Genomic DNA, 22,639 nt, shown 5'->3' on the forward strand with positions numbered 1-22,639 from the left:
CACCACCATGAAAAGGGGGGATGTTCAATGAACATTACACTCGAAAGAATTCCGTTAGAGAAGAAGCCTGTGCTCAGGCAGATGCTTGAGCTGTACCGCTACGACTTCAGCGAGTTTGATGGTTCGGATCTCAACAAAGAAGGCCGATATGGCTATACCTATCTGGATGCATACTGGGAAGAAGAGGGCCGTTATCCGTTCTTTATTAAAGCGGATGAACATTATGCAGGCTTTATCCTGGTCCGCAAAAACCAGGGCATCTACCACATGTCCGAATTCTTCATCCTGAAGAAATACCGCAAACAAGGACTCGGGAAAGCGGCGGCATTTGCCGTATTTTATCAGTTCCCAGGGGACTGGGACATCGCCCAGATTCCCCGGAACAAACCGGCGCAGGCCTTTTGGACAAGCATCATCCATGATTACACCAACGGCCATTTTACCGATCAGTTTTCAGATAAAGACAATGTGCGTTTTCAAACATTTACGTCAGTCCCGCAACAAACACGAATAAAGGAGGCAACACAATGAACGCGAAAGAACTTTTGCTGAACCAGCTTGATGCTTTTCAGAACAATCACTGGTTTGTTTCACTGGAAAACTCGCTCGTCGGCTTGACCGATGAACAGGCTGCCTGGAAAGAAACGCAGGAAAGCAACTCCATCCGTGAGATCGTCAACCATCTGATCTATTGGAATCAGCGCTACCTGGACCGTTTTACCGGAGCAAGTCCATCTACGGCCAAAGCAGAAAACGATCAAACGTTTGAGGACATGAACGGAGAATGGGACTGGAAGAAGACGGTCGACCGGTTAAAAGAGGTCATGGCCCAGTGGCGTAATGCAATTGAAGAAAGTGAAGAAGAACGCTTTGATGAAGGCGCTTATGAAGACAGGCATGAAGAGTGGGGAAGCGTCATCGCCAACCTCACGATCCATACCGCCTATCATACGGGCCAGATCCTTTACGCACGGAAAAAGCAAGGCAGCTGGAATGTGGAGAACGGCGTCCACTAAAAACGAAACTTTTTACGAAGTGTTATCGTATATAGAGTAAACGAAAACATAAGGAGAGTAAGAGGATATGTTAAAACGCTTAGCTTCAGATGCACTCGGATTAAGTGATGTAGGGAGCGTCATCAAGCCTGCAGACTATGACAAGGTGGATGCCGACGATTACGTGTTCCATGAAGATAACGAGAAAATCTACTTTCTTATTAAATCGAAAACCGATGAGTACTGCTTTACGAACCGTGCGCTGATCCATTTGGATGGAACGAGCGCGATCAGCAAAAAGCGCATGCTGCACCGATACAGCTACAGCGAGAACACCATTTCCAACGTTTCATTGGAAACCGCAGGAACCGTGGATCTCGATGTGGAAATCAAGTTTGTCATCGGCTCTGTACCTTTTTCCATCGATGTTCACAAAAAGCATATCGAGGAGCTGAAGGATCTCTACAAGTCTCTTAGCAAAATCGCTGAGATTGCTCACGAGAACGAATTCGCCCTGCAGTATGCCCAGCAGAGCATCAACCTTGCTTCGACCACACTCAGCCGTATCACAAGCAAGGAAGACCAGCTCGTGGATAACTTCAACCAGTTGAACGATGCTGCCTTCACATGGCTCATGGAAAGCAGAAAAGAGTATCATGTAAAAGATTATGGCAATGTTTTTGAGAAGTATATTAATAATTAATAGACCACTAAAGACAGGCTGCACCTTGCAGCCTGTCCTTTCTATGAAAAAAGACATAAAATATTTCAAAAATATGTTTTTTTTATTGTCAGAAGTGTGGATCTGATCTCGATGTTTTCGAAAAAACCTATTGACACTCCCTCAATAATTCAATAAAATGAAAACGATATTGATAATCATTTTCAATTATGTCGCTTATCAGCTTTATATAAATTGATTAAATGTTTAAAAGGAGGGTGAATGATGTCCAGGCTGTATGCTGAGAATTTGAAGATTGCTTATGGTGAGCGAGACATCGTCAAAAATCTGAACATCTCCATTCCGGATGGGAAAATTACGACGATTATCGGTCCAAATGGCTGCGGAAAATCAACGGTTTTGAAAACGTTGTCGCGTATATTGAATCCGAAATCCGGCGTTGTTTATCTTGATGGTAAAGGCATCAGTAAAGAATCAACGAAGAAAATCGCTCAAAAGATGGCAATTTTGCCGCAGTCTCCAGATTCACCAGAAGGACTTACGGTTGGTGAGCTCGTTTCTTACGGAAGATTTCCTTACCAAAAGGGTCTTGGAAAACTTACGAAAAGAGATTTTGAGGTGATCGACTGGGCTCTTGAGGTTACAGGAATTTATAAGTTTAAGGATCGCCCGGTAGATGCACTCTCAGGCGGCCAGCGCCAGCGTGTATGGATTGCAATGGCATTAGCCCAAGAAACAGATATTATTTTGCTGGATGAGCCGACTACATATTTGGATCTGTCACATCAGTTAGAGGTACTCGAGCTGTTAGAGCAGCTGAATCGTGATGAAAAGAGAACCATTGTGATGGTCATTCATGATTTGAATCATGCTGCACGGTTTGCTCACCATATGGTTGCGATGAAAGACGGTGCTATCCTAAAAGAGGGAACTGCTGAAGATGTAATGACACGTCAGGTCCTTCGAAATGTTTTTAATATCGATGCGGAGATTGGTGTGGATCCGAGAACAAGGAAGCCCGTATGTCTAACGTATGATCTCATCAAAAGTGTTCAATTAGTAGAGAATTTGGCGTAATGGATCGCCTTTCTTTTTTACAGTTAATTGAGAATGATTTTTATTGTCAAATATAGGGGGATACAAAATTGAATCAACATACAAAGAAACTTTTAGTTAGCTTTATGACAATGCTTTTAGTATTTGCACTTGCCGCATGTGGTAATAAATCAGAAGAAGCGAGCTCTGGAGAAAAAGATTCGAAAAAAGAAACAAGGATTTATAAAGGCGAAAAAGGTGACGTTGAAGTTCCTGCAAAGCCAAAACGCGTTGCAATGATGGCTGCCACCTATGCAGGTAACTTGCTGGAGTTAGGGATTACACCAATAGCAGTAAATGAATATCCGAAACAAAATAAATTTTACGGCAACAAACTGGACAAAGCAGAAGTTGTTACGGCTGATTCTTATGAAAAGCTTCTAGAACTAAATCCTGACCTGATCATTACATATTCTGATGATAAGAACATTAAGAAATATAAAGAAATTGCTCCAACTGTTACCATGACTTACGACAAGTACGACTACTTGGAACAGCATGTTGAAATCGGAAAAATGGTTGGGAAAGAAAAAGAAGCAAAAGCATGGGTAGAAGAGTGGAAGAAAAAAGCTGCAGATGCACGTGAAAAAGTTAAATCCGCTATCGGAGAAGACAAAACGTTTATGGTTATGGAAGCTTACGGTAAAGATATGTATGTCTATGGCAAAAACTGGGGTCGTGGAACAGAAGTCATCTACCAGGCTCTTCAACTAAAAGCGCCTGCGAAATTAGAAAAGGATGTTTTCGGACCTGGCTGGAAAGCGATCTCTACTGAAGTGATCCCAACATACGCTGGAGACTATATTTTTGTCGGAACAGGTGCAGGCAACCCGGACAACTCATTCATGAAGTCAAATGTATGGAAAGAGCTTCCAGCGGTTAAAAACGGTCATGCGATTAAGTTCGATTCTGAATCATTCTACTTCAATGACCCGATTTCTCTTGAAAAAGAACTGGACTTTATTGTTAACGAGTTAACGAAAAAGAAATAAGAAAGCTTTTATAAAAAAGGAAATCCGCCATGTTCAAAACAAAAATCAAGCAGATAAAAGATAATAAAGTGTATTCGAGGCCGGCAGTGGGTACAGCCATTTTACTTATGGGATTCGCTCTTCTGATGGTGAGTATTGGTCTTGCGATTTCAGTTGGTGCCGCTAAAATTAATTTTCTTACCGTATGGAATTCTATATTAAACTATGATCCTGGCAGGGAAGCTGATCGCATTATTGTCAGTCTCCGGTTACCAAGAGAGCTGGGTGCAGCTGTTGTTGGTGCGGCATTTGCTGTCAGCGGAGCAATCATGCAGGGGATGACACGAAATCCCCTTGCAGATCCTGGTTTATTGGGTTTGAACGCTGGTGCAAGCTTAGCTCTTGCTTGTGTGTTTGCTTTCGGCACAGGTGCAAACTATGTAACAGTGATGATTATTTCCTTTATCGGTGCGGGAATTGGTGCAGGACTTGTGTTCGGATTAGGCTCCATGAGCAGAGGGGGGCTATCCCCAATCCGAATTACGCTGGCAGGTGCCGCTGTTTCTGCACTGCTTTCTTCGTTAGGAGAAGGCATAGCTCTATACTTTAAGCTTTCTCAAGATCTTGCTTTTTGGACAGCAGGCGGGGTTTCAGGAACAAATTGGACTCAGCTGAAAATCATCGTACCGGTCGTCATAATTGGTATTGTGGTTGCTGTTATGTTTTCAAGGCAGTTAACCATTCTGAGCTTTGGTGAAGAAGTGGCGAGGGGTCTTGGACAGCGTACGCTGGTAACGAAGGTTGTACTGATGACTGTTGTACTGATCCTTGCTGGTGCAGCAGTATCGCTTGTAGGAGCAATAGCATTTGTCGGTTTGATGGTTCCACACATTGTACGCTTCTTGGTTGGAACGGATTATCGCTGGATCATACCATGCTCAGCAATATTTGGAAGTGTGCTGATGGTTTTGGCAGATACATTGGGCCGAACGGTAAATGCTCCATATGAAACGCCAGTTGGGGCGATCGTTGCTATGGTCGGCGTACCGTTCTTCCTTTACCTTGCGAGAAGGGGAGGAAGAAAGCTTTCATGATGAACGCGAGACAGATCAAGAAGATAAGAATGACGACGATTGCAGCGATTGTTTTATTAATAGCCATGTTTATCATCAGTGTCGCTTCAGGATTTGCGTCATTAACTCCTGCTGAACTCTTTCGGACAATCATCGGACAAGGTACACCGAGGGAGAACCTTATTTTGTTTGAGTTCAGGCTGCCGCGAATAGTTGTTGCTATCCTTGCGGGGATGGGACTCGCGGTGTCTGGTGCTATTCTGCAAAGTATTACAAAGAACCCGCTTTCAGATCCTGGTATCTTGGGTATTAATGCTGGTGCCGGTCTGATGGTCGTTGTCTATATCATGTTCTTTACGGTGGAAACATCGAGTTCCCTGTACATACTGCCTCTTTTTGCATTGGCGGGTGGAATGGCAACAGCAGCTGTCATCTATAGTATGTCTTACATAAAAGGTGAGGGCGTTGAACCAACAAGGCTAGTATTAGTGGGGGTTGGTTTGGCTGCGGCCCTTTATGGTGCGACGTTGACACTGTCGACGCGATTGGATATGGAAGACTACTCGTTCATGGCCAATTGGATGGCCGGCAGAATATGGGGTGATGATTGGACGTTTGTACTGTCATTACTGCCGTGGATTCTGATTCTCATTCCTCTCACGATGTATAAATCCAATGTGCTGAACATGCTGAACTTTCATGAGAATGTTTCAATTGGCGTTGGAGTTAACACGGGCAGAGAACGAATTGTCCTAATCTTGGTTGCTGTTTCGCTTGCTTCGGCATCCGTGGCTGTCAGCGGGGGAATTGCCTTTGTTGGGCTTTTGGCTCCTCATATTGCAAGATCACTCGTCGGGCCTCGCCATCAAGCCTTTCTTCCGGTTGCGGCATTGATCGGATCAATCTTGCTTCTTACGGCAGACACAATTGGCCGAGTAATACTGGATCCAAGTGGTATTCCAGCTGGAATTATCGTAACCATTATCGGTGCCCCATATTTCATGTATTTATTGGCGAAAAAATAGTAATAGGAGTATTGAAATAAAAAAGGAGCCTTGCTGGGCTCCTTTTTTAATGGATCATCTGTTTGACTAAATCACGGTTGCGTTTTTTGAATACTTCATTATGAGAAGAAACCATCGCCACTTTTTGAGCTTCAGGTTCGATGAATTGTTTTGCTTTGTTCACAGCGTTAGCTGCGTCTTGAAAGGCTCCGGAAATCAGGTTCAATTTACCGTCATGTTTGAGTATATCTCCAGCAGCATACAACCCCGGGACTGAGGATTCGCTGTTTGAATTGCCAGCGATATAAAAGTTTTCTTCAAGTTCAATATTCAGGCTGCTATTTCCAAGAAGTGATGTATCCTGTTCATAGCCATGATTGATGACCACTTCATCTATGGGCAGATAGGTAACTTCACCAGTTTCATGGTTTGTTAACTCGATCTGTTCAATTACTTCATGGTTCGGGCATGCGAATAGTTTAGAGATTGATGTGTTAAAGATGCAGTCTGCACAACTGTTCATAAGCTGTGTCACTTGAGCTTCATGGCCGGCAAGTGTTCCTTTTCTATACGTTAAGTATACTTTTTTAGCGATGTTCACTAATTCATTCGCCCAATCGATCGCTGTATTTCCTCCGCCAGAAATAATCACCGTTTTATCCTTAAAATGCTGAAGTGACTTCACCGTGTAGTTTAAGTTAGACACTTCAAATCTCTCGGCACCCTCAATCTCCAGCTTCTGCGGGTTTAAGATACCGCTCCCAACAGCAACGATTACCGTTTTGGAATAATGCACTGCACCATTAGCGCCTTTCAGGATAAAGATACCATCTTCATTCCGCGTAATCGATTCTACTTTTTCATTCAAAACGACTTCAGGGTCGAACGTCAGTCCTTGCTCAACAAGTTTTTCGATAAGCTTTGCTCCTGGAAGTGGTGTGTGGCCGCCTACATCCCAGATCATCTTCTCAGGATACACATGAATTTTTCCGCCTAACTGGGGCTGGAATTCAATGATCTTTGTCTTCATTTCCCGAAGTCCGCTATAAAAGGCAGAGTAAAGCCCTGCTGGCCCACCGCCAATAATCGTTACATCATAAATTTCTTTTTCCACATGCGTTCTCTCCTCAGAAAGAAATTAATATTGATTATCATTCTCAATTAAAATATATATCGAATCGCCCATTTTTACAATAAGTATTTTTCCTGAAGAAAGTAAAAAATTTTAAAATGCATGTTCTCAAGTTATAGGGTATTATGATTTCAGACCCATATACGAATCCTTGGAGGAGAGTATGATGAAGAACGATATACAGCTGCTAGGGGAATTATTGATTAAACGAAGACATAAGATTGCCGAATCGGTTCACGCTGATCGAATGGAAGGCGTGGCCATGACTCAAGCGGAGAAAAATGAATTCCAGAAAATTGAGCCGCGAATCATGGAAATACGAGCTGAATTTATCACCCTGTTTGGAGAAGCATTAACTGAGCACGATAATCGAAATAAAACCATTGAAAAGATGAAGCAATGGGGAAAAGAAACGGGTGACTATTTCTTTAAACTGGGAGCCCCCCTTGATGAGGCATTAAAAGATACAAGCTATTATCGTGATTACATTTGGAAATCCATCAAAGAAGAGGCGACCATTCAGGGAATGTCCGCTGAAACGATTTTTGATGTTATTGAGATCATCGATCCTCTGCTGGATCATGCAGTATATTATTTCAGTCTGACCTATGTTCAATCTCATCAAAATATGCTTGAACAGGCAAAATCGGCCTTTTTGGAGTTATCGGTTCCTATCGTTCCCTTGATTAAAGGGACAGGGGTGTTGCCGTTAATCGGGAACATTGATACAGAAAGAGCTCATTTACTAATGGAAGAAACATTGAGTCAGGCCGTAAAATTAAAATTGGAGCACTTAATCATGGATGTTTCAGGTGTAATGATAGTCGATACGATGGTGGCCGACCAGTTATTTAAAGTGATCGATGCTTTAACCTTGTTAGGAGTGACGACGATCCTTACAGGCATTCGCCCTGAGGTGGCACAAACGATGGTTGCCCTGGGATTAGACCTCGATAAAATAAAAGTTAAAGGTAATTTGCATCAAGCCTTTATGGATATACAAGCGTTGTAGATGAAAAGGGGCTGTCCAAGAAGTCTGTAAGCTGTTGATTTCCGTTCCAGGCTGCTCGCTTTCCGCGGGGCGTGCGGTGAGCCTCTTGGTGCAAGCACCGGCGCGAGTCTCACCTGTCACGCTAGTCCCGCAGGAGTCTCGCATCTTCCACTTCAATTAACTTTTCATTGAAGATTTTTCAAGCCAAGGGGCTGCCTGAAGGTCAATTTTCGACTTTCTGGACAGCCCCTTTTCTTGCTTATGAATCACATAGTGATGACAACTTTTCCTTGGGAGTGTCCTTCTGCAAAATACCTGAATGCTTCGGGAACTTCACTCAGCTTATAACTTCTATCAATAACTGGTTTTACTTTGCCGGACTCAAGAAGTTCTTTCATAAAAACCAGATCCTTTTGGTTTTGCCTTTGTAAGATGTTACCCATTTTCTTACTTCCGGCCATTGAAATCCAAGGCCCAAATGCCATGGCTTGGAACATTTGAGCACCGGAACCTCCAACCATAACATAATTTCCATTGGGACTTAATAAACGCTTATAAGCTGAAATCGGCTGATATCCGTTAGCGGCAAGAATCAGGTCATAACTTTCCGCTTTCCGGGTAAAATCCTCCTTTGTATAATCAATGGCATGGTCTGCGCCAATCGACCGGACAATCGTTAGATTTCTTGTACTGCACACAGCCGTTACCTCAGCCCCGAACGATTTGGCGATCTGTACTGCGAAAGTCCCCACACCACCAGAGGCACCATTAATCAAAATCTTTTGCCCCGGCTGAATCTTGCCTTTATCCCGCAGAGCCTGCAGGGCCGTTACTGCCGCCATAGGCACCGCAGCCGCTTCCTCGAAAGATAGATTGGCTGGTTTTAGTGCCAATGCATTTTCGGGAACAGAAACATATTCGGCAAAACCACCCCAGCCACAACGGGATAGATCACCGAACACCTCATCGCCAGGTTGAAACTGCTTAACATCTTTGCCAACCGCTTCAACCCGGCCTGCTATGTCACCACCGGGTATGGAGTATTTAGGTTTTAGAAGACCGAAAGCAAAGCGGGCCAAGAACGGCTCCCCTTTCAAAAGAACCAGGTTCCCATAATTCACAGACGCAGCATGAATTTTCACCAGTACTTGGTTGTCCTCAGGAATAGGCTTTTCCACCTCTGTTAATTCAAGAACATCCGGCGGACCATATTTGTGATAAACAATAGCTTTCATAACATTCCTCCCTACTAAACTTTGATTTGTTCATTTTTTCTCATGAATAAATAAAAATATCGCTTAAAAAACCTACAAAAGACCCATTAATCTAAAGATATTCGAACTAAGAAGAAGGCAGTCATGCGTGCCAAATTCTTTTGAGGTAAAATAAAAACGATTGTATGAAAAAAATTCAACGTTGTATTAAGTATAATCCTGAAAAATCGGTATTGAAGTACAATGCCGGAGATGCCATTCATTTAAATGAAAAAGATTTCGAATTATTATCGAAGGCTTTTTTTGCTGAAATGGAAAGTGCCTTTATTAATTAATGGACCAAAAATCAAGGAGTGTTCTTTTTCATGGAGATCAAAGCAGATAATCTAACAGGACCTGAAATAGCCAGATTAATAGGGGAGCATCTTCAGGGGATGGAGCTTCATTCTCCGCCAGAAAGCAGGCATGCCCTTAACCTTGAAGGACTAAGGAAACCGGATATTACGTTCTGGAGTGCTTGGGAGGATGGAGAATTATTGGGCTGCGGGGCACTGAAAGAACTAGACCGCCAGCATGGAGAGATCAAATCCATGAGAACTTCGTCTTTGCATCTAAGGAAGGGTGTTGCGAGGCGGATGCTGGAGCACATCCAGGAGGAAGCGAAGCAGCGCGGCTATCGGAGGCTCAGTCTGGAAACGGGCTCCATGGAAGCCTTCGAACCGGCCAGGAGGCTTTATGCCAGTTTCGGGTTTCAAACCTGTAAGCCGTTTGCAGAATACATAGAGGATCCCAATAGTGTATTTATGACAAAGGATCTATAAAACCATATCGTTTCTTAACGTTTGCTTCAATAAGGATTTATAAAGTCTCTTTATACTTTAAACGTAAACCAATTTAAAGTTTTGAGGAGATGAGCAAATGAAAAGGAAAAAGAAGAAGGCATTACTTGCTGCGATTGCAGCTGTCATAGTAAGCTCACTGAGTTTAGGGAATGGACCATCCGCTTCTGCAGCAGAACAAAATGCAAACCACTTTGGTCCAAAGGATTTTGATCTGCAGGCTCACCGCGGGGGAATGGGACTTACTGTTGAATCGACGATCGCATCGTTTTCCCATGCACTTGAGCTGGGAGTCAGCACACTTGAACTGGATGTCCAAATTACGCAGGATCATAAAGCGGTTGTTACGCATGACCGTAAAATTTCAAGCGGGAACTGTAAGGATACCAAGCCTGCGTATCCAGGAGATCCGGAGTATCCTTATGTCGGCAAATACATAAAAGATCTGACGCTCAAACAGATTCGTACCCTTGATTGCGGCTCAACCACCAAGCCGCAGTTTCCAGGGCAGGTGACAAGTCCGGGAGCGAAGATGCCATTGCTGACGGAAATCTTCGACCTGGTCAAACGCTATAAAGCAGATAACGTTTGGATGAACATCGAAACAAAGGTGGAGGCCGGTGCTCCCGAGGAGACCGCACCCCGCGAAGAATTTGTCCAAACGGTAGCCCGCCAAGTTCGTGAGGCAGGCATGCTGAATCGGGTATCGATCCAAAGCTTTGACTGGGGTTCACTCATGCGCATGCGTGAAATAGAGCCGAGATTGCCTTTAGTGGCACTTACCAATGGACCGCAGTTTCTTCAGCCTGGACAGCCGGGTGCCTCTCCGTGGTTAGGAGGAATCGACATTGACGACTTTAACGGAGATTTGGTTGCAGCTGCCCACTCTTTCGGTGCAAACGCAATATCTCCAGTACATGGCTTCCCGCAGGATGGCAAAGTAACCGATGACAACTATGAGCCTTACGTAACAAAACAAATGGTTGAAAAGGCACATAAAGCAGGGATGAAAGTTATTCCTTGGACGGTTGATGACAAGCCAACCATGAACAAACTCATGGACGATGGCGTTGACGGAATGATTACCGATTATCCGGACCGCCTGCGTGAAGTGATGGCAGAGCATGGCTTGGAGCTGCCTAAGCAATATCCTGCACCAACCAAATAGTTTGCTAGAAAGAAAGAGCGGCACTGCTGAAAAAGTATGCCGCTTTTTTGTTATGATCAAAAAGCCCATAGGGAGCTTGTATCGTTCTTACTTTAAGTTGAAAATACCCTTCCCAGTTTCCATATTTATTGGCAATGATGAATGTTCATGTGTGATGGTCCAGGATTCGTTTTCTTTTCTTAAACCGAATGTGAATCGATTTGTCAGCTGACGAAGTTTCTCTCCAGATTCGTTGTGAGCAGCGAACGTAACAGCACAATGAACGAAAGCGAGATTCGTATTTTCTTCAACTACTAAATCATTAAAATCTATTTTGAGTACAACACCTTCCTCACGTAAACTATTAAACCAGCCATTCACCATTTCCTTCCATTGGGAAATGCCGATACTCTCCCAGTTTTCCCAACAATCATACACATGTATGTCAGAATCGTATGCAGATAAAAATCTCTCAACATCTTTCTCATATACTGCAGACCGGTAATTTTCCAGAACGTCCTGAACTTTATTAAAACTTGCCCTCATGAATTCATCTCCTTTATAAATTTAAGTTTATTTATAACCATTACTATATTCGATATCCCCAACATTCTTCCTTCTTCAACGATCGAAGGACGCCATTCCCCCACATACTCTTTTACGTACATTCCTTTCAGTTTCTTTAATCCCCTGTAACTTGATTTTTACAATCAAAGAGTAACGTTGAATTGGTGCGGATTATGCATTAACGAGACTTAACAACAAAGGAAGGTATGTTTTTAAATGAATAGATTCATTGAAGGAACGATGAAACGGTCTATCCTTATTTTAACTTGTGTGGTCCTTATATTAGTGTGGGGCGGATTCTCCGCCTTTCAAATGCAGCGCGATTACCTTCCGCCGATAAACAATACAGCACTGATGGTCACCATCCAGGCAGATCACTATCAGGCCGATCAGGTCAAGCCTATTACGGGAAAAGTGGAAAAAGCCGTCCATTCCGTGGATGATCTGGATTACATGGAGATGAACTCGTTTGACGGAGGATTGATGGGAAGCTTTTATTTTCCCGGCCACACCGATATGGAAAAGGCAGAAAACGAAGTAAAGGCGGCTGTTGATAAAATCAGCCTGCCAGCAGGTGTAAAAACACCTTTGGTGACACGGGTCAGCACGAACTCCTTTCCTGTGATGCGATTAAGTTTGACCAGCGCTTCAAAAAACATCGATGAAAATGAGCTCCGTTCTTCGATTCAGAAAAAAGTAGCGACTGAAATTGAACGGATTCCAGGTGTTCGTGAAGTGCGTGTAACAGGTGGTGGAAACGATGGCTACATGCTGACGCTGAAACAAGGTGCCCTCGAAAAATACGGTGTAACTGCAAAAGATATCAAACAAGCTCTTTCTTCCATCCATCCCGTATGGCCACAAGGAACGATCGAACAAAACAATGGGGCAAACCGGCAAGTAACGATGGCCATCAGAGTAACAGATTGGACGATTGATAAGAGGGACCTCAGCAGCATAAAAATTCCTACAAAAGGGGGCAAGACGGTTGCCTTGCAGGAAGTGGCTAAGATCGATAAAGGCATTGTCGATCAGCAGTCCCTTTCCCGGACGAAAGGGGACCCCAGTGTCCTTCTGGACGTTTTGAAAACCCCTTCGTCCAACATTACCGATATAACACAACGAATAAACAGTCGGATGGGAACCATTCCGGAAATACAGTCCAAAAAGGCTCATCTCACCGTTTTATCCGATCAGGGGAAAGAGATTGACTCCGCCTTGCAAGGATTGATCAAAGAAGGACTGTTAGGCATTCTATTTACGGTTTTATGTGTCTTCTTCTTTTTCAGGAATGTCCGGTCCACATTGATCATCGCATTGTCATTGCCAATCTGTCTTCTTACCGCTACAGCTATATTGAAAGCCATGGGCATCAGTTTGAATCTTTTAACGATATCCGGTTTGATTGTTGCGATGGGCCGTGTGGTCGATGATTCGATCGTTGTCATCGATAATATGTACCGAAAACAGATGAAAAAGAACGGACAACCGTTACGGACCACACAACTGGCGAGCGGTGTGGTGGAAATGATTCCGGCCATCGTGTCGTCCACGGCGACAACCGTTGCTGTGTTCATTCCCATCTCCATTATCGGGGGAATGATCAGTTCTGCCTTTTCAGGATTCGCATGGTCGGTCGTTATTGCCCTTATCACATCACTTGCAGTGTCCATCCTGGTCGTTCCAGCCCTAGCTCATATGCTATGGAGCAAACAGGACATGGGCAAGACACCTGAGATCGAAAGGCCGGCACGTAACATTCTGCAATGGGCCTTTCATAAGAAAAAATGGGTGGTGAGCGCAGCACTTGTTCTCTTAAGCATTACCATTGCCGTTGCTGCCTTCCTTCCTGTCAACTTTTTTCCTAGAGGAAATTCGAAGGACGTGGCGATCCAGATTGAACTTCCCGAGGACGCACAGCTTACTGATGTTGACGCAGAGGTAAAAAATGTTGAATCGATCTTAAAGAACAACTCAAACGTAGAAACGTATTCTTCAACCCTTGGATCGAACTTTACACCCATGTTTGATGATGTATTTGATGAAGGCGGAGGGTGGATGCAAAAACATAACATCGCCAATGTTACTGTTGGAATTAAGCCGGAAACCGATCCAGATGCTTTCATAAAGCAATTGCGGCAGCAGTTTACTTTGTTATCAACATCTGCCGTTTATACCGTTTCCAATCAGGCCATTTCGGGGGATGATTCGAGATTAAAGGTCATCTTAACTGGTGCTGATCACAAGGATTTGAATAAAGCGGCGATTCTGGTGCGAAACAAACTCCAGATGATTCCAGGTCTGAGCGTGGAAGGAACGACGAGTGATTCAGATGAATCGATGAAATATCAGCTGTCACTGAATCAGGCAAAAATCGAGCAGCTGGGCATCAACGTTGACAATGTCCTGAACCGGATCAATCAATATCTCCCGCAGGACGATAAGGTGACCTTGTCAGCAGGCGATAAGAAAATACCGATTGAGATTCATTCCAGTGCTGAAGAAATCCCGATACAAAAGAACGATCCGGATCCGCAAAAAACGATTCTTTCCAAAATTGGCCATGAAATGTTCACGGCAAAAGACGGTTCAAAGGTATCCCTTGCGGAAATCACCACCTTGAAAATGGACACCCAGTCGGTGATCAGCGAAAAGGATGGACGCCCATTCACTGCGGTTTCCGGAAATATCGTGACGAGAGACATCGGCAGTGTCACGAAGCAGGTAAAAGAAACCATGAACAGTCTCGATCTTCCTGCAGGAATGGAGTATTCGATCGGGGGAATCTCTAAACAGGTGAAGCAAATGATAGTGGAGATGGGAATGGCATTATCTCTTTCTGTCCTCCTCGTCCTGCTGATCGTAAGTGCCGTTTTCCGCGGCTGGTACGCGCCGGCTGCTGTGATCCTATGTATCCCGCTGGCGCTGATCGGTTCGGTTTGGAGCATGGTCATATTTAAGCTTGAATGGAACCTTGCTGCATTGATCGGCATGCTCATGCTCGGAGGGATCGTCGTCACAAACGGAATTGTGCTCGTCGATAAAATTGAACGAAACCTTGCAGAAGGGTTGGAGACGAAACAAGCCATTCTGCAAGGAACGGCAACAAGAGTAAGGCCGGTGTTGATGACGGCGGGAGCGACCATATTCACTCTTCTCCCATTGGCACTTTCTGGCGGCGGCAATGTCATTATTTCAAAAACGCTGGGAGCCGTCGTCATCGGCGGGATGATCAGTTCAACGCTCATCAGCCTTCTGGTTATACCTATCATGTATCAATGGCTCTTTTCGAAAGCGAAAAAAACAAAAATGGACCAACGAAAGAAACTGCCGGCATAATACTGAACAGAAAAAAGAGCTGTCCAACAAGCAAAGAGGGACAGCTCTTTTTTTACGTGCTTTTATTAGTTTTGAGGCTTTACGGTTGGATAATATCCTTTAATCTTCTTCCAGTTTTCCTTGTTCAGGCGCTGCCTGTCCACGGTATCTGGCTTCGAGAAGTCCATATCTTTCGGATAAAGGCTTTCTCCTGAAGTTGAAGCAGTACTTGCAGTGCCCGTGTTTTTCAACTGGCCATCTGAAGTCCAATACTTCGTTTCCTGAAAGTTATATGGAGCGAAATTTGGGCGCGATGTAAAGGAATTGAACATCGGGATCGCGGCCGATTCGTTTTGTGTCATCGGCTGTAAGCCAAGGATCAGCTCCATCGTTCGGAGTACGGCCGGTGTGTCATAGAATGTGCTGTCCACTTTTCCGAGCTGCGTATACGGGCTTATCGCAAGTGCAACACTTCGATGGGCATCCACATGGTCAACACCGCCCTGGGCATCATCTTCAACCACAAAAATCGCCGTGTCTTTCCAATACTTCGAATGGCTGATAGTGTCAACCAGCTTTCCTAGGGCATGGTCATTCTGGGCAACGATTTCCTGAGGGCCCCACTTCGATCCGCCCGTGTGGTCATTCGGCAAATAGACGGTTTCAAAATTAGGGAGATTACCTTTCTGTTCATATTGTTTGAATTCCTTATTCCATTCGTCGTAACGCGTAATATCCGAAATGTCCAGATCCCAGCTCGGATAGTGCGGATCGTAGTTCCCTCCGAAATCGGTCGTATCCGGATTGTTCGGCAAATAGGTTTTCGTCTCGGGATCGTACCGGTAGGCGAACTCGCCGTAGTTTCTAAACGACTTACCTGCTTTCATGGCCACATCCCAAATATAACCTTCTTTTGAACGGGTATAAGGAGCTTCATCCAATTGGCTGCCACCGCCGCCGCCATCAAAGTCGTAATCGCGGTTTTTGCCGGAGTAGTTGGCCAGCCAGTTTTTTTGTACATAATCATTGGCTTTTCCTTGCGTCGTCCAGTTGTGGCCGTCAGCACTTACCTCCGCATCCGCATAAAAATTGTCCAGCGTCACAAACTGTTTCGCAAGCTTATGGTGGTTTGGCGTCACATCCTTGCCATAGATCGCCAAGCTTGGATCGCCATTGGTATTCTCTGCGTCTCCAAATACCTGATCGTATGTTTGATTCTCTTTAATAACATATATGACATGCTTGATCGGAGATTTTCCTTCCCCCGGATAGCGGGGAATAGGGAAGGCTTCGCTATTATCCTTATTCATATCCCACCAGCTGTTTTGGGATGCCTGAGGAACATTGTTGTTTTTGTTCGTCTGATCGGTATACTTCTTCAACTGCTCCTGATCCGGAACGTCCAGGATGGACAGCGATCCATTAATCATATTTCCGAGCCATTGTTTTGATTTGTTATTTGGTCCGGCTCCGAGTCCCTTTGCATTGATTGCGTAAATCTCCCTATCATCCTTGCCCAGGTAAACACCTGTTGGATACCAGCCTGTTGGAATCAAGCCTTTGACCCGAGCGTCATCCTGTTTTTCCACATCGATTACGGCAACATCATTGTTTCCTGCGTTCGCGGCGAGCAGTGTTTTTCCGTCTTTGCTAACTGTTAAGGCATCAGGCTGGCTCCCGGTCGGTGCACCTTTATACGGAGCGAGGGCGACCTTATTCGTTACCTTTAACTGTTTTGGATCAATGATGGAAATGTCATCGCTGTCTGAATTCGCGGCATAAATAGAGCCGTTCACGGGGTTCACGGCGATCGCATTCGGATGGAGTCCTACCGGAATGGTCTTTTTAACCGACAAATCCTTCGTATTCAACGCTGTAATGCTGCTTTCTCCCCAATTACTCACATAGAGCGTGCTTCCGTCTTTGCTCAACTCAGCGGCATAGGGGCTCTTACCAACAGCAGCAGTGGCCGTGATCTGGTTGTTTGCAAGATTGATTCGGGATACAGAGTGATTCACATTATTCGCAACATAAAGAGACTTGCCATCAGGTGATACCGATATTCCCGCAGGATAAAATTCCGAGTTTTTATCATCATTCATAAGAATCGGATCTTTTTCCGCCAATTTGCCGCTGTTGAAATCAAACACACGCACTTTGTTGTTGCCGCCGGCAGATGCGTACATTTTTTTGCCGTCAGGACTGAAGGCTACACCAAAATACAAAGCTTCAGACCCTTCATACGGGATTGTCTGTACCACTGTTTTAGTTGCGGTATCAATCACCTGGAGGGACTGTGTTCCCGCACCGGCATTCAATACGACGAGATGTTTTCCATCTGGAGAAAGGGCGCCCCCTATTGGGAAACTCCCCAAATTCACCTGTTTTCCCGCCGGAGTCAGCTTCCATCCACTAGGTGTAACAGAAGTGCCGTCAGCTTTTGGTCCAGCCAAAAGGGTATAGGCTGCAGATGCGCTCGACCCGATAAAAAGAGAAGCTAACGCCACACCGGCGATCGTTTTCTTGTATTTTCCTATCAACTTCATACAGATTTCGCTCCTATCATGGAATTTGCAATCATATAGAAGCATAGCTTTTTCAAATAAAGTTACCGTATTAGAGAAGTGAAGAATTTGTTAAGGGTTCATAAAGTTCCACGTTAACCAAGCATGATTTATATTGTAATTCTATGTAAGGTTCAGCTATGGTTTTATTGTTATAATTTACCTGAAACTACTCTTTCATGATGGAGGGTATTCAATTGATAAATTATGAGAAGAAAAGGTGTGAAGAAAGAAATGAAATTTTATATCGCCTCGAGCTTTAAAAATATACCCAGTGTGACTTATGTTAGTGAAAAGCTGAAAAGCAAGGGCTTTATACAAACCTATGATTGGACGAAAGAAAGAGCCTCAACGATTGAAGATTTAAAGGATATCGGGCAAAAGGAAAGGGAGGCTGTGATCGAAGCTGATTTTTTAGTCGTGCTGCTCCCCGCAGGAAAAGGAAGCCATATCGAACTTGGAATTGCACTGGGCACAGGCAAAAAAGTATACCTTTATTCACCAAATGAAGCAATCTATAACTTTGAAACAACCAGTACGTTTTATCACTTGCCTGAAGTGGAGCATGTAATGGGGACGCTCGATGATTTAGTTTATATTCTTACAGGTTCTTCTTAAAAATCGGGGGGTCATTCGATGTTTTTTGTGCAAATGTCAGGTTTTCCGGGTTCCGGCAAGTCCACACTTGCTCGAGAAATAGCAAAAAGATCGGGAGCAGTCATTATTGATCATGACATCGTAAAGTCTGCTTTATTGTATAGTATGGAAGAAATCCAAATAGATTCTAGGGCAGCAGGCAGGGTTTCCTATGAAATTGAATGGGCGTTGATTGACTTTCACTTATCCCAAGGACATGCTGTTATATTGGATAGTCCTTGCTTGTATGATGAAATGGTTGATAAGGGAACAGCACTTGCTGAAAAATATCATGTGAAATACAAGTACGTGGAGTGCTGCCTTGATGATCTAAGTAAAATAAACGCCAGGCTGAAAAACCGTAAACAAATGATCAGCCAAATTAAAGATATTAAGTCTGAAGCTGCCTTTGAAGAAACGATGGGAAACAGCAAAAAACCAGCCAATCATCAGTGTCTTGTTGTTGACACTGGACAGCCTTTAGAAAGTTACATTGCCGAGGTTATGAACTACATTAACGAGTGAAAAAGGAGATGGAAATAGAAGCGGCTCGGTTGTTCGGGAGAAAATTCGATCAGTTCTACATGTAATTTTGAAGCAATATATGTACCATCCACCCAAGTTTAAGAACTCTACAAAAATAGTAGATTTACTCGTGAAAATATGGAGCACCTAGTGATTTAATGATCAAGTGGCCTTTTTGGCGACCCTCAAATGGCTTGTGCAGAACCGTTACTTGCGGTTCGACACATGTTACTTGTGAAAATGATGAGTCTACTTGCGAGATTTGGGACTTTACTTGCAGAAATCCTCCATTTACTTGCGAAAACCCAGCTTTTACTTGCAGAACGCATCATTTTCATAAAAAATCGATCTGCCATACGCGTGGACCCATTGCGAGAGCGAGGCTAAACAGTATAGGACTTAGATTACGAAAACTAATTCGAAGGACCTGGGGGCGGAGGATTGTTTTATTAATATTGACGCTAAGGATCAGCTGCATGCTTGTTTAGAGAGTATGTATTGTCTTCAAAGAGAACTCAAAATTCAAAGGTATTCATTGCCCATACAAGATAGACATATACTGAATGGATACTTGTGATCGGATGAGAAAGGAGCTATCACCTTTGACAAAATATCGGATCATGACCTTTGATGGAGGCGGTACCCTAGGTGCTTTAAGTTTACAGCTTTTGAACAGACTGGCTCAGCAAAATCCAAAATTAATTAGTCGGACCCATGTTTTCGCGGGAAATTCAATCGGTTCATTTACTGCCCTTGCGTTGGCAAGTGGGAGATCACCGAAGGAGACTTTCCAGTTCTTTAAGGAAAAAATCCTGCCGGCATTCAGCATTTCCCGACCAGGTGGACCTGTGTTTAATCAACAATTGCCATATTCTGGTTTCATTAAAGCGGTACGAACATTTTTTCCATCAGATCTTCGTCTCAAAGACTTAAAAAGACGAATTGTTGTCCCTTCATTTCAATTATTCTCACCGGAGCTGAATCGTTGGACTCCTGTGCTATTCCACAACTTCCCTGGCTCTCCCTATTTAAATGAAAAAGCGAGTGATGTGATACTGCGGAGCAGCGGTGCTCCCGCAACGCAACGAGCCTATCAAAACTACGTGGATGGGTATACAGTAGCAACCAACCCCAGTACAGCCAGTATCGCGTTTGCAGTGGGTAAAGCCAAAGTGCCGTTGGATCAAATTGCGGTATTATCCATTGGAACAGGTGAAGCCCCGACTCAGTTAAGAAGAGATACGAAGGGGTGGGGAATGGTGAGTGCAGATAACATACGCCCCGAAAATCTGAAGAACCTTCCTCCAAATTGGGGAGTCCTTTTGGACCGATCGCCCAATGAACCCTTACTGCCATTTCTTCAGATTGTCGCGGGTGGAAATGGTTACTATGAATCCATGGTCAGTTCTAATCTTCTGGGAAATCGTTTTTTTCGGTTAGATCCACGGATTCCTAACTTCTCCAAAACGGACCCTACCGTGGTTCCGGCTGTCATTGAAATTGCGAACAAAACCAATTTACAGCCTGCCATTCAATTTATAGAGAAAAACTGGAACTAATAGTACTTACATCTCCTTAACTTTCAACTTTCCCCCACGAAAAACAGCTAAAAGAAGTGTGATTTCACCTGCGAAATCCACTTCTTTTAGCTGTTTTTATGCAATACCTACTGCGGGAGCCTGGCTTTTTCAGTTAAAACGAAATAACGCCGTATCCCATCATTACAATGACGACGAGCAGGATGATCAATACAATCCACATCGCAGGCATCGGGCTGCCTTTGCGTTTGCGGGCAACGAGCATTTCCATAACACCGATCAAGACGATCGCGAGTACGCCTTTTAGGACGTAAGTTAGCGGGAAGTGAAGGATGGATAGCATCCATACCCCGGTAACGATCATGATGAGGTAGAACAGACGCTGAAGCATGAGCGTGATCTTTTGGCTCTTTGTAAAGTAGGTGATCAGGAACAAGATGACCATAATCGCCCATGAACCCGAGTGAGTATGTAATAGCGCATTAAACATTGGTTTTCCTCCTTTTAAACGTAATAACCGTATAAGTGCATATGAAACAATTCACATATTTATAGTATCGGTTCCCATCTGTTAAAACAAGGGAAAGCCATCAACGTCCCAAAAATGTTCAAATGTGGTGCCAGGCACCTTTACAATAGCAGACTCCCCGCGATAAGCGCTCCAACTGCAAGCGGAATCTGCAGCACCATTCCGGCCGCTAAATATTTGGCTAACTTCACGCCATGAACTTTATTCATCGATCTCCATACCCAGATCGAATAAGGAAAAATGATGAGAACAGCCGTGGCCACCCCGGGGGTATAGCCTCTAAAGTACAGTGCTTGTAGCACATGCGTCACACCGTTCATAAAAAGCGTCGAAGCCAACAGCAGAAAAAGCGGCTGGCCCGAGTGGCGGTTTTTCGTAATATACGAACACAACCCCACAATAACAAGCAGGATGAGCAGGACGCTCACCCCAAACGTACCCTTGGTCATCTGGCTGATCGGCAGACTGCTAAACGGTGGCTCATGCCGATGGGCGTTTAGGAAGGATTTGACGGTTAACGTCTCCTCGGCATCATGAACGATAAAAGCAACAGGAAAGAGCCAGATCAGCTTCATTGAAATCGTGGATTTGGTACCCGCCTGTTTCTGTTGATTCAGTTCTGCCCTAGTTATCCAGCATTTTATACATCATGATGTCATCCACATATTTGCCATCGATATAAAATTCATTCACCAGCAGACCTTGTTTGATAAAGCCGTACTTTTCATAAAAACGAACGGCTTTCGGGTTTGTCGCCATCACCCGGAGTGACAGCTTCTTTTTGCCGAGGCGCTTCATCCAGTCTTCGCCGGACTTCATTAATTTCTGAGCGACACCTTGACCCTGAAAATCAGGATGGATGGCCAATGCCAGCTCAGCGACATGCTTGTTGCTGTCGAGCGGGGTAGGGATACGGTAGGAAAAATAGCCGCAGATCCGGTCACCGGAAAGGGCCAGGAGCTGGCTGCCTTCCGGACAGTGCTGGGCATATTCTTCAGTCGAATGCCAATAGATTTCAGCCGGAGCGGTATTTGTATTCCATACAAGGTTCTCCAGTTCAACCAGCTGCGGAAAGTCAAAGCGGCTGGACAGACGAAAGGTAAGATTGGTGATAGTCATCATATTCTCTCCTTCAAAGATTTCCACCCTTCTACTTCGTGCTTTTCATCATAAAACCCTTCTTCTTTTGACAAGTGAAGAAGAGTGTGAGATGGTTTACCTAACGAACATTAGTTAGGTGATGAGATATGACAGCAGATAAAATTAAAGCAGCAGCACTTGCCCATTTTGCGAACCACGGCTACAGCGGGGCATCTCTATCGGGAATTGCATCTGACGTTGGAATTAAAACACCATCGATCTACGCCCATTTTAAAAACAAGGATGAATTGTTTTTAGCGGTGACAGAAGAGGCGATCGCACACGAATGGGAAAACGCAACCGCCTATTTTAACGACAGCAGCCTTTCGTTAAAAGAGAAGCTGTACGGATTTTTACAGCTGCAAATGGAAAACTACGAGCAGGATGAGCGGGCAAAATTTTGGCTGCGCACGTCGTTTTTTCCCCCAGAACATTTGGAGGAACAACTGATGGATCATGTGTACAGCTATCTGGATAAAATGGAGAGTCTGCTGCTTCAGGAATTTAAAGAAGCGAAAGAACCCGGGCTTCAGGACTTAAACATCAAGCAGGCGGCTAAAGCGTACATCGCGCTTCTGGACGGCGTGTTTGTGGAGATGCTCTATGGCGGAGAGGGAAGCGCGGAAGAACGCCTTGAAGCATCATGGTATATGTACGAACGCGCGTTATTCAACTAAGA

Annotated in this window: 22 protein-coding genes; 15 read left to right on the forward strand and 7 right to left on the reverse strand. The window is 44.3% G+C overall.

From position 1 onward, the window contains the following. The first annotated feature begins 27 nt into the window (after window positions 1-27). The 7 genes from M1K46_RS21310 to M1K46_RS21340 all read left to right on the forward strand — a co-directional run bounded on the left by M1K46_RS21310 (window position 28) and on the right by M1K46_RS21340 (window position 5,841). Window positions 28-531 carry a GNAT family N-acetyltransferase gene (locus tag M1K46_RS21310; protein ID WP_256227610.1) on the forward strand — a complete coding sequence of 168 codons (504 nt, stop codon included), beginning with the start codon at window positions 28-30 and terminating at the stop codon, window positions 529-531. Continuing rightward, window positions 528-1,016 (forward strand): DinB family protein, encoded by a 489-nt coding sequence (locus tag M1K46_RS21315; RefSeq protein ID WP_248251233.1) that lies wholly within the window; start codon window positions 528-530, stop codon window positions 1,014-1,016. The genes M1K46_RS21310 and M1K46_RS21315 overlap by 4 nt, the downstream gene beginning before the upstream one ends. Window positions 1,017-1,083: 67 nt before the next feature. Next, window positions 1,084-1,698 (forward strand): PH domain-containing protein, encoded by a 615-nt coding sequence (locus M1K46_RS21320; protein WP_248251234.1) that lies wholly within the window; start codon window positions 1,084-1,086, stop codon window positions 1,696-1,698. Between the two features lie 243 nt (window positions 1,699-1,941). Continuing rightward, a complete protein-coding gene (locus M1K46_RS21325; protein WP_256227611.1) occupies window positions 1,942-2,754 on the forward strand; it encodes an ABC transporter ATP-binding protein in 813 nt (270 codons plus the stop codon). 68 nt (window positions 2,755-2,822) lie between these two features. Further along, window positions 2,823-3,764 (forward strand): iron-hydroxamate ABC transporter substrate-binding protein, encoded by a 942-nt coding sequence (locus M1K46_RS21330; RefSeq protein ID WP_256227612.1) that lies wholly within the window; start codon window positions 2,823-2,825, stop codon window positions 3,762-3,764. 29 nt (window positions 3,765-3,793) lie between these two features. Further along, entirely contained in the window at window positions 3,794-4,837 is a 1,044-nt protein-coding gene (locus tag M1K46_RS21335) for a FecCD family ABC transporter permease (RefSeq protein ID WP_053355971.1), read from the forward strand. Next, complete coding sequence (locus M1K46_RS21340; RefSeq protein ID WP_256227613.1) at window positions 4,834-5,841, forward strand: FecCD family ABC transporter permease; 1,008 nt, start codon at window positions 4,834-4,836, stop codon at window positions 5,839-5,841. Before M1K46_RS21335 ends, M1K46_RS21340 begins: the two co-directional genes overlap by 4 nt. A 46-nt stretch (window positions 5,842-5,887) precedes the next feature. On the opposite strand, the gene M1K46_RS21345 is transcribed toward M1K46_RS21340, so the two are convergent. Beyond that, on the reverse strand, window positions 5,888-6,934 hold the full coding sequence (locus tag M1K46_RS21345; protein WP_256227614.1) for an NAD(P)/FAD-dependent oxidoreductase: 1,047 nt from the start codon (window positions 6,932-6,934) through the stop codon (window positions 5,888-5,890). A 184-nt stretch (window positions 6,935-7,118) separates the two neighbouring features. Between M1K46_RS21345 and M1K46_RS21350 the strand changes: the two genes are divergently transcribed. Beyond that, on the forward strand, window positions 7,119-7,964 hold the full coding sequence (locus M1K46_RS21350) for an STAS domain-containing protein (protein ID WP_256227615.1): 846 nt from the start codon (window positions 7,119-7,121) through the stop codon (window positions 7,962-7,964). Between the two features lie 245 nt (window positions 7,965-8,209). Here the strand turns inward: M1K46_RS21350 and M1K46_RS21355 are convergent, their stop codons facing one another. Continuing rightward, the gene (locus M1K46_RS21355; RefSeq protein WP_062239109.1) at window positions 8,210-9,178 is read right to left on the reverse strand and encodes an NAD(P)-dependent alcohol dehydrogenase; all 969 of its coding nucleotides are present in this window, start codon (window positions 9,176-9,178) and stop codon (window positions 8,210-8,212) included. A gap of 344 nt (window positions 9,179-9,522) precedes the next feature. Between M1K46_RS21355 and M1K46_RS21360 the strand changes: the two genes are divergently transcribed. After that, the gene (locus tag M1K46_RS21360) at window positions 9,523-9,978 is read left to right on the forward strand and encodes a GNAT family N-acetyltransferase (protein WP_256227616.1); all 456 of its coding nucleotides are present in this window, start codon (window positions 9,523-9,525) and stop codon (window positions 9,976-9,978) included. 97 nt (window positions 9,979-10,075) lie between these two features. Continuing rightward, window positions 10,076-11,164 carry a glycerophosphodiester phosphodiesterase gene (locus M1K46_RS21365; RefSeq protein ID WP_256227617.1) on the forward strand — a complete coding sequence of 363 codons (1,089 nt, stop codon included), beginning with the start codon at window positions 10,076-10,078 and terminating at the stop codon, window positions 11,162-11,164. Window positions 11,165-11,251: 87 nt separating this feature from the next. Here the strand turns inward: M1K46_RS21365 and M1K46_RS21370 are convergent, their stop codons facing one another. After that, a complete protein-coding gene (locus M1K46_RS21370; protein ID WP_256227618.1) occupies window positions 11,252-11,689 on the reverse strand; it encodes a YybH family protein in 438 nt (145 codons plus the stop codon). A 237-nt stretch (window positions 11,690-11,926) separates the two neighbouring features. Here M1K46_RS21370 and M1K46_RS21375 point away from each other — a divergent pair, with 237 nt between their 5' ends. After that, entirely contained in the window at window positions 11,927-15,049 is a 3,123-nt protein-coding gene (locus M1K46_RS21375) for an efflux RND transporter permease subunit (protein ID WP_256227619.1), read from the forward strand. A 65-nt stretch (window positions 15,050-15,114) separates the two neighbouring features. Here the strand turns inward: M1K46_RS21375 and M1K46_RS21380 are convergent, their stop codons facing one another. After that, on the reverse strand, window positions 15,115-17,574 hold the full coding sequence (locus M1K46_RS21380; protein ID WP_256227620.1) for a bifunctional YncE family protein/alkaline phosphatase family protein: 2,460 nt from the start codon (window positions 17,572-17,574) through the stop codon (window positions 15,115-15,117). A gap of 252 nt (window positions 17,575-17,826) precedes the next feature. On the opposite strand from M1K46_RS21380, the gene M1K46_RS21385 reads away from it, so the two are divergent. From M1K46_RS21385 to M1K46_RS21395, 3 genes are all read left to right on the forward strand, one after another. Beyond that, complete coding sequence (locus M1K46_RS21385; RefSeq protein ID WP_256227621.1) at window positions 17,827-18,210, forward strand: nucleoside 2-deoxyribosyltransferase; 384 nt, start codon at window positions 17,827-17,829, stop codon at window positions 18,208-18,210. Between the two features lie 18 nt (window positions 18,211-18,228). Further along, window positions 18,229-18,753 (forward strand): AAA family ATPase, encoded by a 525-nt coding sequence (locus M1K46_RS21390; RefSeq protein ID WP_053355960.1) that lies wholly within the window; start codon window positions 18,229-18,231, stop codon window positions 18,751-18,753. Between the two features lie 602 nt (window positions 18,754-19,355). Continuing rightward, window positions 19,356-20,312 carry a patatin-like phospholipase family protein gene (locus M1K46_RS21395; protein ID WP_256227622.1) on the forward strand — a complete coding sequence of 319 codons (957 nt, stop codon included), beginning with the start codon at window positions 19,356-19,358 and terminating at the stop codon, window positions 20,310-20,312. A gap of 133 nt (window positions 20,313-20,445) precedes the next feature. Here the strand turns inward: M1K46_RS21395 and M1K46_RS21400 are convergent, their stop codons facing one another. From M1K46_RS21400 to M1K46_RS21410, 3 genes are all read right to left on the reverse strand, one after another. After that, window positions 20,446-20,781: a DUF1516 family protein gene (locus M1K46_RS21400; protein ID WP_053355958.1), complete on the reverse strand. Its 336-nt coding sequence runs from the start codon at window positions 20,779-20,781 to the stop codon at window positions 20,446-20,448. 140 nt (window positions 20,782-20,921) lie between these two features. Then, on the reverse strand, window positions 20,922-21,395 hold the full coding sequence (locus M1K46_RS21405; protein ID WP_256227623.1) for an HXXEE domain-containing protein: 474 nt from the start codon (window positions 21,393-21,395) through the stop codon (window positions 20,922-20,924). A 49-nt stretch (window positions 21,396-21,444) separates the two neighbouring features. Then, window positions 21,445-21,939 carry a GNAT family N-acetyltransferase gene (locus M1K46_RS21410; RefSeq protein WP_256227624.1) on the reverse strand — a complete coding sequence of 165 codons (495 nt, stop codon included), beginning with the start codon at window positions 21,937-21,939 and terminating at the stop codon, window positions 21,445-21,447. Between the two features lie 128 nt (window positions 21,940-22,067). Here M1K46_RS21410 and M1K46_RS21415 point away from each other — a divergent pair, with 128 nt between their 5' ends. Next, complete coding sequence (locus M1K46_RS21415) at window positions 22,068-22,637, forward strand: TetR/AcrR family transcriptional regulator (protein ID WP_256227625.1); 570 nt, start codon at window positions 22,068-22,070, stop codon at window positions 22,635-22,637. The last annotated feature ends 2 nt before the right edge of the window (window positions 22,638-22,639 follow it).

The organism is Fictibacillus sp. WQ 8-8, from assembly GCF_024494405.1.
Lineage (GTDB): Bacteria > Bacillota > Bacilli > Bacillales > Fictibacillaceae > Fictibacillus_C > Fictibacillus_C marinisediminis.

Bases quoted from the DNA above. Each gene is read 5' to 3' on its own strand.
- M1K46_RS21360 (WP_256227616.1), top strand. From the start codon at position 9,523: ATGGAGATCAAAGCAGATAATCTAACAGGACCTGAAATAGCCAGATTA.
- M1K46_RS21380 (WP_256227620.1), bottom strand. From the start codon at position 17,574: ATGAAGTTGATAGGAAAATACAAGAAAACGATCGCCGGTGTGGCGTTA.
- M1K46_RS21385 (WP_256227621.1), top strand. From the start codon at position 17,827: ATGAAATTTTATATCGCCTCGAGCTTTAAAAATATACCCAGTGTGACT.
- M1K46_RS21390 (WP_053355960.1), top strand. From the start codon at position 18,229: ATGTTTTTTGTGCAAATGTCAGGTTTTCCGGGTTCCGGCAAGTCCACA.
- M1K46_RS21335 (WP_053355971.1), top strand. From the start codon at position 3,794: ATGTTCAAAACAAAAATCAAGCAGATAAAAGATAATAAAGTGTATTCG.
- M1K46_RS21310 (WP_256227610.1), top strand. From the start codon at position 28: ATGAACATTACACTCGAAAGAATTCCGTTAGAGAAGAAGCCTGTGCTC.
- M1K46_RS21350 (WP_256227615.1), top strand. From the start codon at position 7,119: ATGAAGAACGATATACAGCTGCTAGGGGAATTATTGATTAAACGAAGA.
- M1K46_RS21400 (WP_053355958.1), bottom strand. From the start codon at position 20,781: ATGTTTAATGCGCTATTACATACTCACTCGGGTTCATGGGCGATTATG.
- M1K46_RS21325 (WP_256227611.1), top strand. From the start codon at position 1,942: ATGTCCAGGCTGTATGCTGAGAATTTGAAGATTGCTTATGGTGAGCGA.
- M1K46_RS21370 (WP_256227618.1), bottom strand. From the start codon at position 11,689: ATGAGGGCAAGTTTTAATAAAGTTCAGGACGTTCTGGAAAATTACCGG.
- M1K46_RS21405 (WP_256227623.1), bottom strand. From the start codon at position 21,395: ATGAAGCTGATCTGGCTCTTTCCTGTTGCTTTTATCGTTCATGATGCC.
- M1K46_RS21355 (WP_062239109.1), bottom strand. From the start codon at position 9,178: ATGAAAGCTATTGTTTATCACAAATATGGTCCGCCGGATGTTCTTGAA.
- M1K46_RS21320 (WP_248251234.1), top strand. From the start codon at position 1,084: ATGTTAAAACGCTTAGCTTCAGATGCACTCGGATTAAGTGATGTAGGG.
- M1K46_RS21365 (WP_256227617.1), top strand. From the start codon at position 10,076: ATGAAAAGGAAAAAGAAGAAGGCATTACTTGCTGCGATTGCAGCTGTC.
- M1K46_RS21375 (WP_256227619.1), top strand. From the start codon at position 11,927: ATGAATAGATTCATTGAAGGAACGATGAAACGGTCTATCCTTATTTTA.
- M1K46_RS21340 (WP_256227613.1), top strand. From the start codon at position 4,834: ATGATGAACGCGAGACAGATCAAGAAGATAAGAATGACGACGATTGCA.
- M1K46_RS21415 (WP_256227625.1), top strand. From the start codon at position 22,068: ATGACAGCAGATAAAATTAAAGCAGCAGCACTTGCCCATTTTGCGAAC.
- M1K46_RS21410 (WP_256227624.1), bottom strand. From the start codon at position 21,939: ATGACTATCACCAATCTTACCTTTCGTCTGTCCAGCCGCTTTGACTTT.
- M1K46_RS21315 (WP_248251233.1), top strand. From the start codon at position 528: ATGAACGCGAAAGAACTTTTGCTGAACCAGCTTGATGCTTTTCAGAAC.